Source organism: Nostoc sp. (genome assembly GCF_036917755.1).
In the GTDB taxonomy this organism is placed as follows: Bacteria; Cyanobacteriota; Cyanobacteriia; order Cyanobacteriales; family Nostocaceae; genus Nostoc.
This window is the reverse complement of sequence record NZ_JBALFC010000134.1, coordinates 18,364-33,951: the sequence shown is the minus strand read 5'-3', so window position 1 is coordinate 33,951 and position 15,588 is coordinate 18,364. Positions and strand designations below refer to the sequence as shown.

The 15,588-nt window shown below is 42.5% G+C and carries 14 protein-coding genes and 1 riboswitch; of the genes, 8 read left to right on the top strand and 6 right to left on the bottom strand.

Annotation, left to right across the window (positions count from 1 at the left end):
- A partial coding sequence (locus V7L05_RS28710) for an nSTAND1 domain-containing NTPase (protein ID WP_335169262.1) occupies positions 1-2,660 on the bottom strand: 2,660 nt, incomplete at its 3' end.
- Between the two features lie 72 nt (positions 2,661-2,732).
- On the opposite strand from V7L05_RS28710, the gene V7L05_RS28705 reads away from it, so the two are divergent.
- Positions 2,733-3,068, top strand: coding sequence for a CU044_2847 family protein (locus V7L05_RS28705; protein WP_335169260.1), 336 nt, complete (start codon positions 2,733-2,735; stop codon positions 3,066-3,068).
- 310 nt (positions 3,069-3,378) lie between these two features.
- Here the strand turns inward: V7L05_RS28705 and V7L05_RS28700 are convergent, their stop codons facing one another.
- The 4 genes from V7L05_RS28700 to V7L05_RS28685 form a co-directional block, all read right to left on the bottom strand.
- Complete coding sequence (locus V7L05_RS28700; protein WP_334790856.1) at positions 3,379-3,852, bottom strand: hypothetical protein; 474 nt, start codon at positions 3,850-3,852, stop codon at positions 3,379-3,381.
- A 146-nt stretch (positions 3,853-3,998) separates the two neighbouring features.
- Positions 3,999-4,334: a type II toxin-antitoxin system RelE/ParE family toxin gene (locus V7L05_RS28695; protein ID WP_335169257.1), complete on the bottom strand. Its 336-nt coding sequence runs from the start codon at positions 4,332-4,334 to the stop codon at positions 3,999-4,001.
- Positions 4,318-4,608, bottom strand: a complete 291-nt coding sequence (locus V7L05_RS28690) for a type II toxin-antitoxin system Phd/YefM family antitoxin (protein ID WP_335169255.1) — start codon at positions 4,606-4,608, stop codon at positions 4,318-4,320. Before V7L05_RS28690 ends, V7L05_RS28695 begins: the two co-directional genes overlap by 17 nt.
- A 38-nt stretch (positions 4,609-4,646) precedes the next feature.
- A complete protein-coding gene (locus V7L05_RS28685) occupies positions 4,647-4,787 on the bottom strand; it encodes a hypothetical protein (RefSeq protein ID WP_335169253.1) in 141 nt (46 codons plus the stop codon).
- 133 nt (positions 4,788-4,920) lie between these two features.
- Here V7L05_RS28685 and V7L05_RS28680 point away from each other — a divergent pair, with 133 nt between their 5' ends.
- Entirely contained in the window at positions 4,921-7,329 is a 2,409-nt protein-coding gene (locus V7L05_RS28680; RefSeq protein WP_335169251.1) for a GH116 family glycosyl hydrolase, read from the top strand.
- A 1,390-nt stretch (positions 7,330-8,719) separates the two neighbouring features.
- Positions 8,720-9,190: a HetP family heterocyst commitment protein gene (locus tag V7L05_RS28675; RefSeq protein WP_335169264.1), complete on the top strand. Its 471-nt coding sequence runs from the start codon at positions 8,720-8,722 to the stop codon at positions 9,188-9,190.
- 905 nt (positions 9,191-10,095) lie between these two features.
- On the opposite strand, the gene rpe is transcribed toward V7L05_RS28675, so the two are convergent.
- Positions 10,096-10,803, bottom strand: a complete 708-nt coding sequence (gene rpe, locus V7L05_RS28670) for a ribulose-phosphate 3-epimerase (RefSeq protein WP_335169249.1) — start codon at positions 10,801-10,803, stop codon at positions 10,096-10,098.
- Positions 10,804-11,013: 210 nt separating this feature from the next.
- Between rpe and V7L05_RS28665 the strand changes: the two genes are divergently transcribed.
- The 5 genes from V7L05_RS28665 to V7L05_RS28645 all read left to right on the top strand — a co-directional run bounded on the left by V7L05_RS28665 (position 11,014) and on the right by V7L05_RS28645 (position 15,549).
- Positions 11,014-12,609: a S8 family serine peptidase gene (locus tag V7L05_RS28665; protein ID WP_335169248.1), complete on the top strand. Its 1,596-nt coding sequence runs from the start codon at positions 11,014-11,016 to the stop codon at positions 12,607-12,609.
- Between the two features lie 71 nt (positions 12,610-12,680).
- Positions 12,681-12,843: riboswitch (cobalamin riboswitch) on the top strand.
- Between the two features lie 26 nt (positions 12,844-12,869).
- Entirely contained in the window at positions 12,870-13,646 is a 777-nt protein-coding gene (locus V7L05_RS28660) for an energy-coupling factor ABC transporter permease (RefSeq protein WP_335169246.1), read from the top strand.
- Complete coding sequence (locus V7L05_RS28655; RefSeq protein ID WP_094329438.1) at positions 13,633-13,932, top strand: energy-coupling factor ABC transporter substrate-binding protein; 300 nt, start codon at positions 13,633-13,635, stop codon at positions 13,930-13,932. Before V7L05_RS28660 ends, V7L05_RS28655 begins: the two co-directional genes overlap by 14 nt.
- Complete coding sequence (gene cbiQ / locus V7L05_RS28650; protein ID WP_335169245.1) at positions 13,929-14,741, top strand: cobalt ECF transporter T component CbiQ; 813 nt, start codon at positions 13,929-13,931, stop codon at positions 14,739-14,741. Before V7L05_RS28655 ends, cbiQ begins: the two co-directional genes overlap by 4 nt.
- Positions 14,716-15,549 carry an energy-coupling factor ABC transporter ATP-binding protein gene (locus V7L05_RS28645; protein ID WP_335169243.1) on the top strand — a complete coding sequence of 278 codons (834 nt, stop codon included), beginning with the start codon at positions 14,716-14,718 and terminating at the stop codon, positions 15,547-15,549. Before cbiQ ends, V7L05_RS28645 begins: the two co-directional genes overlap by 26 nt.
- The last annotated feature ends 39 nt before the right edge of the window (positions 15,550-15,588 follow it).

Below are 15,588 nucleotides of genomic sequence, written 5' to 3'. Positions count from 1 at the left end.
ACAATGGTCTGCCCATCGGCGCTGATGGCGACAGAATTGACATTACCTTCATGACCACGCAAAGGTTCAGCTAAGGTCTGACCTTGCAGGTTCCACAACCGCACTGTGCCGTCACTACCGCCACTGACAATGGTCTGCCCATCGGCGCTGATGGCGACAGAATTGACATTACCTTCATGACCACGCAAAGGTTCAGCTAAGGTCTGACCTTGCAGGTTCCATAACCGCACTGTGCGGTCACGACTGCCACTGACAATCGTCTGCCCATCGGCGCTGATGGCGACAGAATTGACATAACGTTCATGACCACGCAAAGGAATAGAGACTCTTGCTTTATTCATCGCCCGATTCAAACTGTTCTGAACTGGTGCGAGGATCTGCTGGGGTAGTTTCTCTTGATTCTCACCCATAGCTTGAATTGCCAAAACTAGACTATCTAGGGGTTGGACTGTCAATAAATTTTCTACCTTCGCGGCTTTCTCTCGCAATCGTGATTCAGTGAGTGCCGTTTCCAGTTCGGCAATACGGTCTTTTTCATGGGTATCGCTGCGCTGGTAAAAATCCTCATCTTCTTGGGGTGATTGTAAATGGGGCTGCAATTGTTGCCAGCTATCCCTCACTTCCGCCAGTAGTCCCCCTTGCATTAAATATTTGTCATCCTGCTTTTTGTTCACCCATTCCCGCCGCGCATCTTCTAAGCGATCGCTCAACCGCCGCAAATCTCGGTCTTGTTGTCGCCACCAAGCAAACTGCTGCCAACCTTCAATTAAAGCTTCATGGGCTAAATCAATCCAAGCTTCTCCTTTTTCATCATTCCCTGTAACCAACAAGCGTCCCTTAACTAATCCCGCTTCCCCATTTAGTAACTCACTAAGTTCTTGCTGCTGATTGGCGTCATCACCTGCAATATTTAATAGTGTGGCTTTTGGTTGGCGCTGTCGGGTGTCTTTTTCCCCCTCTCCCGTTCGCACTAAGCGCAGAAAAATTCGCCCAATCCATTCTTTCTCCTGCTGAGTGCGTTTTTGGGTTGGCAATTCCTCCTCAAAATCTCGGTAAAGATAAACTTTTTCTGCATGGAGATTCAACGCCCCTGTTAATCCTCCCAACTTTTCATATTCTTCTAGGGTGAGTTGATGTTGATTGCGATCGCGTTTCTCCCAGAGTTTGGTTAAAGCAAACTCCAACAGAGGCAAAAACCCTGGTTCTTGTTTCACATCTTCTAAAATCTTCAGTATTAGCGCTTCTTCAACACTATGACCTTGAAGTTTGGCTGGTTCGGCGATCGTGTCCTTTAAATCAACTCCGGTTAAAGGTGGCATATAAACTGCCTGGGTTTGAATTAACTGAGTCAGCGAGGGATATTGCAAACAGGGTTCGAGAAAATCCGCTCGCATGGTAATCACAACTGCTAACCGCGAATCGGTAATCTCTACTACCTGAGTCAGTAAGTCAATAAATCTCTGCTTTTCTTGCTGACTAGCACCGCCAGTAAATACTTCCTCAAACTGATCCACTACCAATAAAAGTTTTACTGAACTAGGGAGATTTTCGAGAATTGCAGATAAATTATTCTGCTCATTGTCAATTAAATCCTTCAGTTGCTTCTCTTTTTTAGCCCCTGGAAAAAATTGTTGAAAAGCTCCACGCAACTTAATTAAAGGTTCAAATCCGGGTTTAATTGGTTCTAAGACTTGCCACTCACTATCATCTAATTGTGGAATCAAACCCGCCCGCACTACTGAAGATTTGCCACTCCCCGATGCGCCAATGATCGGGACAAATTTAGCTAAGTCGAGTTTCTGTTGAATATCGTTAACTACTTTTTGACGACCAAAAAAGAATTTTGCGTGTTGCTTGTCAAAAGCTTCTAAGCCCCGATAGGGACATTCGTCAAGTACTTGTGTAATAACTACTAAATTCTTGGGTGGATACCAAACCAAAGGAATTGACCTACCACCGCCCATAGAAATTGCTTCTTGTCCACTCTGCTTGAGTTCTCGTGAAATGAAGCTGATCAAATCATTGACATTAATTTCCCCGGTAGCTTCATCAGCTTTATCCTCAGCAAGTCCTTTGAGAATAGCTTTGGTGAAAATTCCACCTTCGTCATCTTCACGCGCTCTTTCAAAGGCACGAGAGGCTGTAATTAAGCTGTAGTCTTGTTTGCTGTTGAAAACAGAGAAACCAGACTTGATAAAACTCCTCTCTAATAAAGACCCCGCATAGCAGCAATCCAGCAATACTACTAAGCTGCTGAGTTGAGATTTAGCAATTAAAGTGTTGAGATCATCAAAGGCGATCGCATTCTGTCCATCTACTTTATTACAATCCGAAGTTGCCAAAAAGCCTTTCGGTTCACCTGTGTTGCTGAGTGCTTCAAAGCCATGTCCGGCAAAATAAATCAGTGCCTCACTACCTTTGGCCTTCTCCAGTAGAAACATTCTCAGTGTTTGACCGAGTTCTTTACCAATTAACTTTTTATCCGGTGTGACTTGCCAGCGATTTTCACTCTCGATTAGTTTACCCGGTAACGGCTGAACATCAAACCGACCATGTTTACGCAGCAGGTGTGCTATTTTTTCTGCATCGTTGACAGCTTTTGGTAAGTTTGTCAAATTGTCATACTTAGCAATGCCAATCACCAGGGCGTATCGAGGCATAGCGTCTAATCAGATATCTGTTTTTACGTAATATTACAAGAGTAACAACTCAAACATTAACTGAGACTACTAATGTCACAAGTGCAACGCCTGATTGTCAAAGAAGATGATCTAGAGTACGAAATCTATGTGGAATCAAACACAGCCGCAGAGGTTCCAGAAGAAGAAGAACCAGGATACCGTGATGGTTTACCTACGGTTAATATGAAAGAATTTCAAAACAAAGTTCGTGATTATGCCAAGTTAGCGGTTGGTGCATTCAAGAATTTACCTGACGCTGAGGAGGTAACAGTTAAATTTGGCATCAAGCTGGGTGGTAAAACCGGCATTCCCTTTTTAACTGAGGGTTCAGCTGAGAGTAACTTTGAGATTGAGGTTAAGTATAACTTGGCGCAGAAAAAACTATAACTCTACGCCCTAAACTCACCATCATTCATTCTTGGATCTCGGACGTTGCTGTTCAAAGCACGAAGTTCCGAGTTCAAAAGGTAAGCGATCGCCTTTCGATCTCGGATGTTGCTGTTCAAAGCACGAAGTTTCGTGTTCTCATCTCGAAATTTTGTGTTCAGAGGTTGAAGCTTCGAGTTCAGAACTCGGAACGCCGAGCAATTTACTCCAACATCTGAGTTCAGAACTCGGAACGCCGAGCAATTTACTTCAACATCCGAGTTCTGAGTTTTAACATTGCATTTTAGAAGTGTAATCGCCGAGTTATTTTCTACAACGCTGCTGCTTGAGGCTTGACTTTCCGAGATTTACGGGCGAACCTTTGCCCCATTTCCTCAACTACTGTCTCTAAACCACCGCCTTGTCCACTAGCTTTGGCATAAGTATACACCTGCAACGCGGCTGCATAAGCTTCACTGCCCACCGCTAAAAATGTATCATCCACTAATTCATGGAATTGTGTCAGCGACAGCAATACTGGATACAACGCCTCAAACAATTGTACATCCTTCCGCATTTCATCCAGGTCAAACGATCGCGGTAAAAACTCTGGGTTCTGTGTCGCCACTTCTAATGCTTTGCTTACAAAGGCGCGGCTTTTATCTCCCATTTTGGGTAAAGCTTTGCGTTCCTCGTTAGTTAAATCAATCAAAAATGGTAGCTTTTCTTTAATGGTGGCGATCGCTTGCAACACCGCATCTCTCTCTGATTGCGCTAATGTTGCACTAATTGGGGCTGTGGACATAAAAATTAGTCTCTGGTATGGTTCTTACTTTTAGAGTGCCCACATATACAATTTAAATTTCCATGACACCAATAAAGATTACCAAGTTCAAAGGGTGAGTGATGTCTACGACAAGCCGCTTTGCGTCTACGCCACGTTTTTAACAATCAAAATTCTTCTTCCTCGTCAACTTCCTCGCCTATCAGTGGAGCTTGCGAGCTATGACGTACATGAAGCACAAAAACAGTATCTTCCCGAATAACGAACAAAATTCGGTACTTATTTCTTGAGTTACCGTAAATAAGTTGACGGATTTCTTCAGTTAGTGCGTCATTTTCTAAAGCTAGAGCGCAACGTAGAGGCTTTTCTTGCAGAGTAGCAATAGTATCCATCAACTCCCGAAACCATTTATCCGCATAAACTGGGTTGCGCTCTTTCAACCAAGAGTAAGCAGTATCAATTTCAGCTTTTGCAGTCTGAGTCACCCTAACTTGAAATGCCATACTTTTGCTGCATTTCTTGCTCAAACTCTCTAAGAGTAATGGTTCTACCAGCCTCTACATCTTCAAGTCCCTGCTTAATTCCGGCGATCGCTTCCAATCTTTCCAACGCATCCAGCAGTTTTTGGTAAGACTCTGCATCCTGAACCACAAGTTCGGCTTTGCCATTAACTGTTAGTACTACGGGTTTTCCTGTCTGCTTCATCTGCTGTAGGAATTCCAACGTATTGCGTTTAAAGCTAGAGAGTGAATGAATGTCTCGACTCATGTTTAGCATAGAGTTGATGATGCATTAAACTTGCACTTTATTTAACCCTATCTCAAAAGCTTCCGTCCAGTACAAAGTTCATTGAAAGCGGCGGGAAACTCCATCCCCTCATAGCCGCCCCGCCGCTTGGGACATAGGGCATAGGGCATGGGGCATTGGTAACTTCTTCCCCATTCCCCATTCCCCATTCCCCATGCCCAAAAACTCCATCCCCTTGTGGCTGAAGTTTTTTATTGTTATGCCAGTACCGCGTTTTACTTGAGAAAAATCACACATCGCGCTAGTCTTCATTGACGTAACTGCACGCTGTAACATCAGGTGATGACAAATCAACTCTCTCCAGAAATTCCCTCTTGCACTTGGAACCGTCCCATCGGTTTAGGCTGGGACAAACCTTATACCGTCCGCTACGCAAGTAATATCGATGATGGCCCTTGGCATGGTATGCCTTTGGGTGGCTTTGGTGCAGGTTGCATCGGTCGTTCTTCACGGGGAGATTTTAACCTGTGGCACATTGACGGCGGTGAGCATACCTTCAAAAACGTTCCCGCTTGTCAATTCAGTGTGTTTGAGTCCAATGGCACATCTTCCCAAGCTTACGCTTTATCTACCCAAGTGCCCGACGATCGCACTCTAAAAGCTTGGCAATGGTATCCAACACTCTCCGGCACAAAAGGGACAGGCAATTATCACGCGCTCTACCCACGTAGCTGGTTTGTGTATGAAAATGTATTTCAAGCACAGTTGACTTGTGAGCAGTTTTCCCCAATTTGGGCAGGCAATTACCAAGAAACTAGCTACCCTGTGGCGATATTCCTCTGGAATGCTCATAACTCCACAGATGCACCTATTACTCTTAGCATCATGCTCACTTGGGAAAATATGGTGGGCTGGTTTACAAACTCCCTCAAATCTCCCCAAGTGCGAGTACGCGATGATGGTAGTCCGGTTTACGAATACCAACCGCGCTGGGGCGAAAGTCAAGGAAACTATAACCAAATAGTTGAAAATACACAACAGTTTGGCTGTGTTTTAAGTCGGGTTGATAGTAATGAACCTTTACAAGAAGGTGACGGAACTTGGTGTATTGCCACGCTGAAGCATCCCCAAGTAGAAATATTTCATCACAGCCGATGGAATCCTGAAGGAACGGGTGAGGAGGTATGGCAAAGCTTTGCTAAAGATGGTTCTTTGCCCAATTATCTAGATACGACTCCAACAACAGAGAATAGACAATTAGGGGCGGCGCTCGCAATCCGTTTCACTCTCCAACCAGGCGAAACTCTCGAAATCCCCTTTGTCCTCGCTTGGGATTTACCAATCACAGAATTTGCGGCTGGAGTTAACTATTACCGCAGATATACAGACTTTTTTAGTAAAAGTGGTAATAATGCTTGGGCGATCGCATCCACTGCGCTACAAGAATATCAAAGTTGGCGATCGCAAATTCAAAGTTGGCAAAAACCGATTCTCGACCGGGAAGATTTACCCAACTGGTTTAAAATGGCTCTATTTAATGAGCTTTATGACCTCACCAGTGGCGGTACTCTCTGGAGTGCAGCATCGGAACTTGACCCCATCGGTCAGTTTGCAGTGCTGGAGTGCTTAGATTACCGTTGGTATGAAAGTCTAGATGTGCGGTTATATGGCTCTTTTGGGCTGCTGATGCTGTTTCCAGAATTGGAAAAGTCGGTGATGCGGGCATTTGCACGGGCAATTCCTCAAGGTGATGATACTCCCCGGATAATTGGCTATTACATGACAATTAAGGCAGAAAGCCCGATCGCAGTTCGCAAAGTCGCAGGTGCAACACCCCACGATTTAGGCGCACCGAATGAACACGTCTGGGAGAAAACCAACTATACCAGCTATCAAGATTGCAATTTGTGGAAAGATTTGGGTAGTGATTTTGTCTTGCAAGTATACCGTGATTTTCTGCTCACGGGTGCTGACGATGTAGAATTCTTGGCAGACTGTTGGAATGCGATCGTTGAAACTCTCGACTACCTGAAAACTTTTGACCTTGATGGCGATGGGATTCCCGAAAATTCTGGTGCGCCTGACCAAACTTTTGATGATTGGCGGTTACAGGGTGTCAGCGCCTATTGTGGTGGATTGTGGTTAGCAGCGTTGGAGGCTGCGATCGCAATCAGCGAAGTTCTATTAACGCACCACCGAGGTAATGCAGCACAGTTGGCGTTACAAAAATCTATCTATGAAGCTTGGTTGGAACAATCTCGCCCCATCTATGACGAAAAACTCTGGAATGGGCAATATTACAAACTTGATAGTGAAAGTGGTTCCGATGTGGTAATGGCAGATCAATTGTGCGGACAGTTTTATGCTCGTCTGCTGGACTTACCTGATATTGTACCGAGCGATCGGGCTTTCTCTGCTCTGAAAACTGTTTATGATGCGTGCTTTTTGAAATTCTGCAATGGTGAATTTGGTGCTGCTAATGGTGTTCGTCCTGACGGTTCACCAGAAAATCCCAAAGCTACTCATCCCCTGGAAGTTTGGACGGGGATAAATTTTGGGCTGGCGGCTTTTCTTGTGCAGATGGGAATGAAGGATGAAGCCTTGAGGTTGACGCAAGCGGTAGTGCAGCAAATTTATGACAATGGTCTGCAATTTCGCACACCTGAAGCTATCACCGCAGCTGGTACTTTCCGTGCTAGCACTTACTTACGGGCAATGGCGATTTGGGGAATTTACTTAGTTATTAATTGATTGGCTATCAAAGCGGTTCTCATTTTGATGCAACACACGTTTTTTAGCACAGATGTGCATTGGTGTCAACTTAAGCCAAAACCCTTTTTAAACCTCATTGTGGCAGAGCCGCAAGTCAAGAGGCGGCAGCCCCCCAATTAGGCATTCCCAGTCTCCGACTGGGAACGAGACAATCTCTAAAAACTTGTTCTAGGCTTACGAACGGTCGTATTCCACGTATATAGCAATTCTATTTGATTTCGTTCAAATCACAAGACTCAGATCCCCGACTTCTCTAAGAAGTCGGGGATCTCGTTGTTCACGAATTATTTAGGATTGCTATAGTATGTGCCTTGCCAAATTTAGTCCGTCTTCATCTGAGAAAGCAGAGTCTAGATTTGTGATTTTATTTTCCGAGTGTTTCCGGAAGCGGAAGAAAATTTCAGTAATGGTAAGAGTTGAAGGATTGAAAATTCAAGCCTACTCTTTCAAAAAATGCAAATATTACTAGCTTTGAAAGCATCCCGTCACAGGTCTTTTGCTTAACTAAGTTGATAATAATTAAAACTATATATATTACTACTAACCACTAATTCTCTTTTAAAACTAGGCTATCTGTGATTACTGGCTGATGATCATGAAATATTCATGATCATTTTATAGTGATTCCATTTATAGAAGCTACAGCTGTAACCTTTGTATATCAATAGTTTTAAGATTAATTGATAACACTATTTAATTAAAAATATTTTCAATACCTATGGCTAGTCAAGTTTTTTTAAGTCTCTATACATTCATATTTTTAGAAGTTGCTTTACCTTATGGTTAATGCTAATATTTTCTAGCGACTCGACAATAATAAAGAATTTAAATTGATATTGTGTGAGGGGTAAGACCCCTCATTAATTAGTAAAGGAGGACAAAATTAAAAGTTGCACAATACACAAGTACGTATCGAAATATATTCAGTAAATTTAACTTATCAATCTGCTAGTTTAGTAGATGACATTAGCCACAAAAAATAGTATAAATACGAATAGCCTTGTTAACGCTCAAAGATAAATAAATTTTCTCTACTAGCCGAAAAAAATATGCGAAATTCCCGGAAAATGCTGAATTCAGCAGTAGTAAGAAATACAAGCAGGTGAACAGATAAAATTTCTTGAATTAGGAGTTTAAAAAGTTTAAGAGGACAAAATTCTATCTATCAAGAGCCACGCGAGACTTTTGTCCTACCAGTCAGATGAAAAGACAAAGGTAAATTTTTAACTTTCACTGCCATTGATGATATTTTCGCACAAGCGATTAAACAGCTGCAAAAAAGCTAGTGCAGTTTGTAAATCTCAATTGAAACACCAACAATCACAGAAACTGAACTATTTTACTTCATCCCAGAGAACTAAAAACTATGATGAATCAAGACATTGCTGGCATTAGTAGTAACTTAGATAAGACAGTGAAGGCTCAACAATTTGACAAAGTAGTTGAAGCAATTCTTGCTGGAAAATATTCCTGGGCATGTGTTTTAATGCTACGATTTGCTGGCTATAATCCTCTCCATTACATTCCATATCGCACCTATAATCGATTGCTAAAAGAAAACTCTAAAGCCACTAGGACAAATCAACAGCAAAGTGAAAATATAAAAATGCTGAAACAGGCTAATGATTCAATATCTGATAGTAATGGATCATCAAGCTGCTTGAGCAAAATCAAAGACTTAGCTTATTTGGAAGTAGTTGGAAAGCAAAAAACAGAAATTCGTGGTGGTAGTTTAGATCAGAGATTGGCACACCAAATAAACGATCATCAATCAATGAAATCGCAAGTAAAACCAGAAAGCACTCAAGATATTTCCTTGAAACGCTGTGGATTCAATTAAAAACTATTTGGAATCAATAGATTCTGCCCTAGAGTTGATTGAGTGTCTGAGAGCCTGCTATGCTAATTTAAAATTTATAGCATGGTAGGTTTTCTATAACAATGATTAATTTGATATTTTTTTCAAAAATCTGCCAAAATGGCAAATATATACTGACGGGATTGGTAAACTAATAAAAACTACAACTTCAACCAAAATAGAGGTGATTGGCAAGCAATTTAATTTTAAAAAATAAAATCAATGATTCGTTCTGACTATGAAATAAATCAAACTGATTACAAAAGTAGTCAGCATTTCATGGAGTAAATAACTCCTAGACTAAGACTGATGATGCAACCGTTGCTACTGGTGGTTCTATTTTCGAGGAAGTCTGAGCAAAGAGAATTTGGAGCGGTAGCTTCTCCCAATCCAAATTTTACACAGCTTTCACCGACTGCAGACGGTGCGAGTAATGCTTATATAACTTTCTATACTGTGGTTGGTGTTGCTTTAGTTAATAAAGCAAACGCTTAACACCAACACCAGGAACGGAAATAGAAAAGTTTCGGTGAAATCGTTTTCGTGGCTGGTAGAACTAGTATCTCATACGCTTCTCTTTCGACTATTGTAATCCTAGTCCTCCCAACCTGGATTATCTGTAGTTTCTAAACTTTCAATTTATATAGCAACTACTGGAAGTTCAAAACTTGAATAGCTTCCAGTATTTTTATGTCTAAGAAATAAGAATTAAATAACATACAATTTATGGGCTTACCTCACCCTCAATCCCTCTCCGATATATTGGAGAGGGAAGCTAGATATAGGATGAAGTTTTGCATTTTATTTAATCCACGTTCCTAAATAAAAATCAGGTGGGCAATTTGCCCACCTGATTTTTGTGGAGTACAGTTTAATCTAAAAATGAATTAAACCTTGGCTAATTCTGGGGTAGGACGCTTGCTATTGCGAATTGCTGTAATCGCCTCAGCATAATCCTTGGCGTTAAATACAGCTGAACCAGCGACAACTGCATTGGCTCCCGCTTCCAAAACTTGCCAGGTATTATTTGCCTTCAATCCTCCATCCACTTCAATCCAAGGGTCAAGACCGCGTTCATCACACATTTGGCGCAGCTTGCGGATTTTGGGTAATACACCAGGGATAAAGCTTTGACCACCAAAACCAGGGTTGACGCTCATAATCAGTACTAAATCGCACAAATCTAGAACGTATTCAATTAGCTCTAGAGGGCTACCAGGATTAAGTACAACTCCAGCTTTCTTGCCAAGTTCTTTAATTTGCCCCAAGGTGCGGTGCAGGTGTGGGGAAGCATTATGCTCGCAGTGTACGGAGATAATATCGGCACCCGCCTTAGCAAATCCCTCTACATACTTTTCTGGCTCCACAATCATCAAGTGGACATCTAGTGGCTTGGTCGTAACCGGACGAATCGCCTCCACAATCAGAGGGCCTATCGTAATATTAGGTACAAAACGACCGTCCATGACATCAACATGAATCCAATCCGCTCCAGCTGCGTCTACGGCGCGAATTTCGTCACCCAAACGACTAAAATCGGCTGATAGGATAGATGGAGCAATTACAATGGGCTTTTGAGATAGGTTTTGGGTCATGGCTAGTGGGTTTCTAAGCGTCCTCGTCTGTACGTATTGTAACAAAACATTGAGCAAGACTCATAATTTTGATCCCGGCTTTTTTGGGAGTAGGGAGTGGGGAGTGGGGGAGATGGGAGAGATGGGGAAGATGAGGGAGATGAGGGAGAATAACTAATGCCATGCCTAATGACTAATGACCAATTACTAATGACCAATGACCAATGAAAAATGACTAAAAAACTAACCTGGGTAATTTGGGGATTAAGTGTTTCCTGTCTAAGTGCGCCAGTAATTGCTTCAGCTTTAGAATCTGCACTAGGAACTAACGGTATTGATGCTCTGAAGCTACACCAACTTCCTTATAATTTAATCGGTCGTAAGATTGCTATTGGTCAAGTGGAAATTGGCCGACCGGGAAAGTTTGGGTGGGATAAGGCGGTGTCTAAAAATCGTGCCATATCTTTAGCAGCAGTATTCTTACGCAATGGTCCAGCTAAATCAAATAGCGGTGTTGACCCCCACGCCTACAATGTTGCTGGTGTGATGGTGAGTCAAGACAAAGCTTTGCCGGGAGTTGCTCCGGGAGCGCGACTGTATTCGTCTGCGGTGGGTTCCACTAAAAACATGGGTCAGGCGGAAGAGTGCTTATCAGCCCAGCACATAGCATTGCAAAATGGTGGCGATGTCCGTGCCATTAACTTTAGCTTTGGTGAACCTCTGAGCCGCGATCCCAGACCAGAGGCTACTTTAGATGGCAATGCTTTACTAACTTTATGTGTTGACTGGTCTAGTCGGGTTCATGATGTTTTGTATGCGATCGCAGGCAATCAGGGTAAGGGCGGTATTCCCATTCCTACAGATAATTTTAACGGAGTGAACGTGGCTTTTTCATCCCGCAGAGGGGGAGTTTTTAACAAAGTAGACGTGGCTAATCTGGCCGGTGCTAACCAAGGAGTGAGTGGAAGGCTAGTTGGAAGGGAATTTGATCTTGGTGGGCGTCGCGCTATCAGTTTAGTTGCTCCTGGGAATAATATTCCTTTGCTCAATCCAGATGGCAAATTGAATAAGGTTACGGGGACAAGTTTTGCAGCCCCTCAAGTTACGGCTACTGTTGCTCTGTTGCAGGAATTTGGTGACAGACAGATGCGGACAAAACAACCCCACTGGAGCATCGACTCTCGACATCATCAGGTGATGAAAGCTGTGTTGCTGAATTCAGCAGACAAAATCCAAGATAGCGGTGATGGCTTGCGATTGGGAATGACTCGAACGCTAATTGATAAACAAAATAAAAGCTGGCTAGATTCTGATGCTTATAAAGATCCAAAGATTCCCTTGGATGCCCAAATGGGAGCGGGTCATTTGAACGTATTTCGCGCTTATCAACAATTTAGTGCTGGTCAATGGCCACCATCAGCTGCGGTGCCAGCTATTGGTTGGGATTATCGCACAATCGATGTTGGAGCATCTGTTGACTATATTTTAGCAAAACCGTTAAAAGAGGGAAGTTTTGTTGCTGTCACCCTGAGTTGGGATCGATTGGTGAAACTCAACGATAAAAATAAAAACCAGCAATATGACGTGGGCGAAAATTTTAGCGATCGCGGTTTGAATAATCTCGACCTATACTTAATAAAAGCTAATGCTCAAAATTCAAATGCTGCTGTTGTTTGTTCCTCAATCAGCGACATCGATAGTGTAGAACATATTTTCTGCCCCGTTGCTGCTACTGGCAATTACAAAATCCGCGTCCAGTTTCGTCAAAAGCTCAATGAAGCGACTCAGCCTTATAGTTTAGCTTGGTGGAGTGTACCTATAAATTGAAATAGGGATGCACAATTGTCATCTCGGAGCATTATTTCGGTAAAAAATCGCTGCTCAAAATTGGTAATGATGATATAGTTACCCCAATCGGTTCTGATGGGGAGCAGCCAATGGCTAACGCCACGCTGCGCTATCGGACGCAAGGGGGAAAGTCCGGTGAAAATCCGGCGCTGTCCCGCAACTGTAAACCAAAATTGGGTGAGTCAGGATGCCCGCCGGTTAGAATCAATTCGTTTACATATATCTGCGAGGTACAGATTATGAAAAGAACAAAACAGGCGTTAGTCAGTCTAACCCTGATGGGAGTTATCAGTTTTTATCTAGTAGTTGGTTTACCCAAACCCGCCTACGCCATGCACATTATGGAAGGTTTTTTACCAGTGCAGTGGGCAATTTTTTGGTGGGTTGTGGCATTACCATTTTTTCTACTAGGATTGCGTAGTCTGACTCGCATTACCCAAGCTAACCCGGAACTAAAACTACTGTTAGGCTTGGCTGGTGCTTTCACTTTCGTGCTGTCGGCGTTGAAAATCCCTTCTGTCACAGGTAGCTGTTCTCACCCAACAGGGACGGGGTTAGGTGCGGTGCTGTTTGGACCCCTTACTATGTCAGTTTTGGGTAGCTTAGTATTGTTGTTTCAAGCTTTGTTACTGGCGCATGGCGGCTTAACGACGCTGGGCGCAAATGCTTTTTCGATGGCGATCGCTGGGCCATTTGCGGCTTACTGGATATATAATCTGACAATAAAGTTGGGTGGTAAACAAAGAATCGCCATATTTTTAGCAGCTGCGATCGCAGATTTACTCACTTACGTGATCACTTCTATCCAACTTGCCCTAGCTTTTCCCGCGCCTGTTGGTGGGTTTATTGCTTCCTTTACCAAGTTCGCCGGAATTTTTGCCATCACTCAAATTCCCTTAGCAATTAGTGAAGGATTGCTAACTGTGTTGGTATGGAACTGGTTGCAATCTTATAATCCTCAAGAATTGGAATTGTTGAAATTAATCAAACCAGGAAGTGGCAATGAGTCAATCTAAAAAAGGGTTGAGTAACTGGCTGTTGGTGGTAGCCGTATTAGCTTTAGCAGTTGCACCGTTAATATTTGTGCGTGGTGGAGAATTTGCCGGTTCCGATGACAAAGCCGAAAAAGCAATTACCGAAATACAACCTGGATATAAACCCTGGTTTAAATCATTTTTTGAACCAGCTAGTGGTGAAATAGAAAGTTTATTATTTGCTTCGCAAGCAGCTTTGGGTGCTGGAGTAGTCGGTTATGCAATTGGGTTGTATAAAGGACGTTCTCAACAAAAACGTGAAGAATGAGCCTGCAACTAGACACTTTAGCTTATACTAATCGACTGCGAAGATTGCCACCAGAACATAAACTGATTTTTGCATTTACTACTCTTGCTATTTCCCTTTGTACCCATCCGCTAGTGCAAATGTTGATGGCGCTTTGGATGAGTGTTTGGACAGTTATCTATGCAAGAATTCCGGCTGGTGTTTATTTCCGGTTGTTATTGTTTACCATAGTTTTTTGTTTGACAAGTTTACCAGCACTGATGGTGAATGGAGTTGCGATTAATGATTTGCCAAGCGTACAATTAGATTCGTGGTATGGACTAACTCTCGGACACTTCTATATTTATATCAGTCATAGTGGCAGTATTCAAGCATTGGGAATTTTAACCAGAGCATTAGCCTCTGTTTCTTGCTTATATTTTCTCATGTTAACTGTCCCTTTCACGGAAATCTTACAAACTCTGCGTTACTTGCGATGTCCAGTGCTTTTAACCGATTTGTTATTACTAATGTATCGGTTCATTTTCATCTTGCTGAACACAGCCAATGAATTGTGGACAGCACAAAATTCTCGTGGTGGCTACCTGACTTGGCGTAGTGGGATGAAAAGTTTAGCACTACTAATCGGACAACTATTACAGCGAACCTTACAACGATATACTCAGTTTTCTCTTGGACTGAAAGCACGGGGTTTTGTGAGTGAATTTCGAGTTTGGCATCCGCGCCGCTATCGTCCCCAAATGCGATATATCATCGAAGCAATTTGCGGCTGTGTAGTATTAGTAGGATTAGAATTTTGGCGAAATGCAGGAATATTTACTCGAATTTGAGCAGGTATATTACACCTATCCAGGGGCACAGGAATCAGCTTTGAATGGTCTAACGCTGAAGATTCCATCTGGCAAAAGGTGTGCATTAATTGGTCAGAATGGCTGTGGTAAAACGACACTGTTTCTATTAGCTAACGGTTTATATAAACCTGATTCTGGCGTTGTACGTTGGCATGGTGAACCGTTAATTTATAACCGAAATTATCTTGGTAACTTAAGGCAGAAGGTTGGACTAGTATTTCAAGACCCAGAACAACAATTAGTAGCTTCTACTGTTGAAGAAGATATATCTTATGGTTTGTGTAATTTGGGTTTACCAGAACCAGAAATTCAAGACCGAGTAGAGCAAGCATTAGTTGAATTTGAACTGACTACTTTAGCAGAAAGACCAGTGCATCATCTGAGTTTAGGACAAAAAAAGCGAGTTTCTATAGCTGATGTGATGGTGTTGCAACCAGAACTGCTGGTGTTGGATGAGCCAACTGCATATTTAGACATAAAACATACTCGGAACTTAATAGCAACCCTGAAAAAGATTCATCATAATGGAACTACTTTAGTAATGGCAACCCACGATTTGGATCTAGTTTATCGTTGGGCAGACTGGGTTTTTGTCATGGATAAAGGGCGACTGATGCTAGAAGGCAAACCACAAGATGTATTTAGCCAGCGTAGACTTTTATCAGAGTTAGAGTTGGGCGTACCATTGATATATGAGATATTATTTGATGGGCTATCTGCTGAGTCAGGAGTAGTTATAGAACGACTCCAAAAACGGATATTAGAACTATTTCGTAATTTTTCCTGATTAGACAGTTAGAGAAAGTAAATAGACCATATTGTAGGG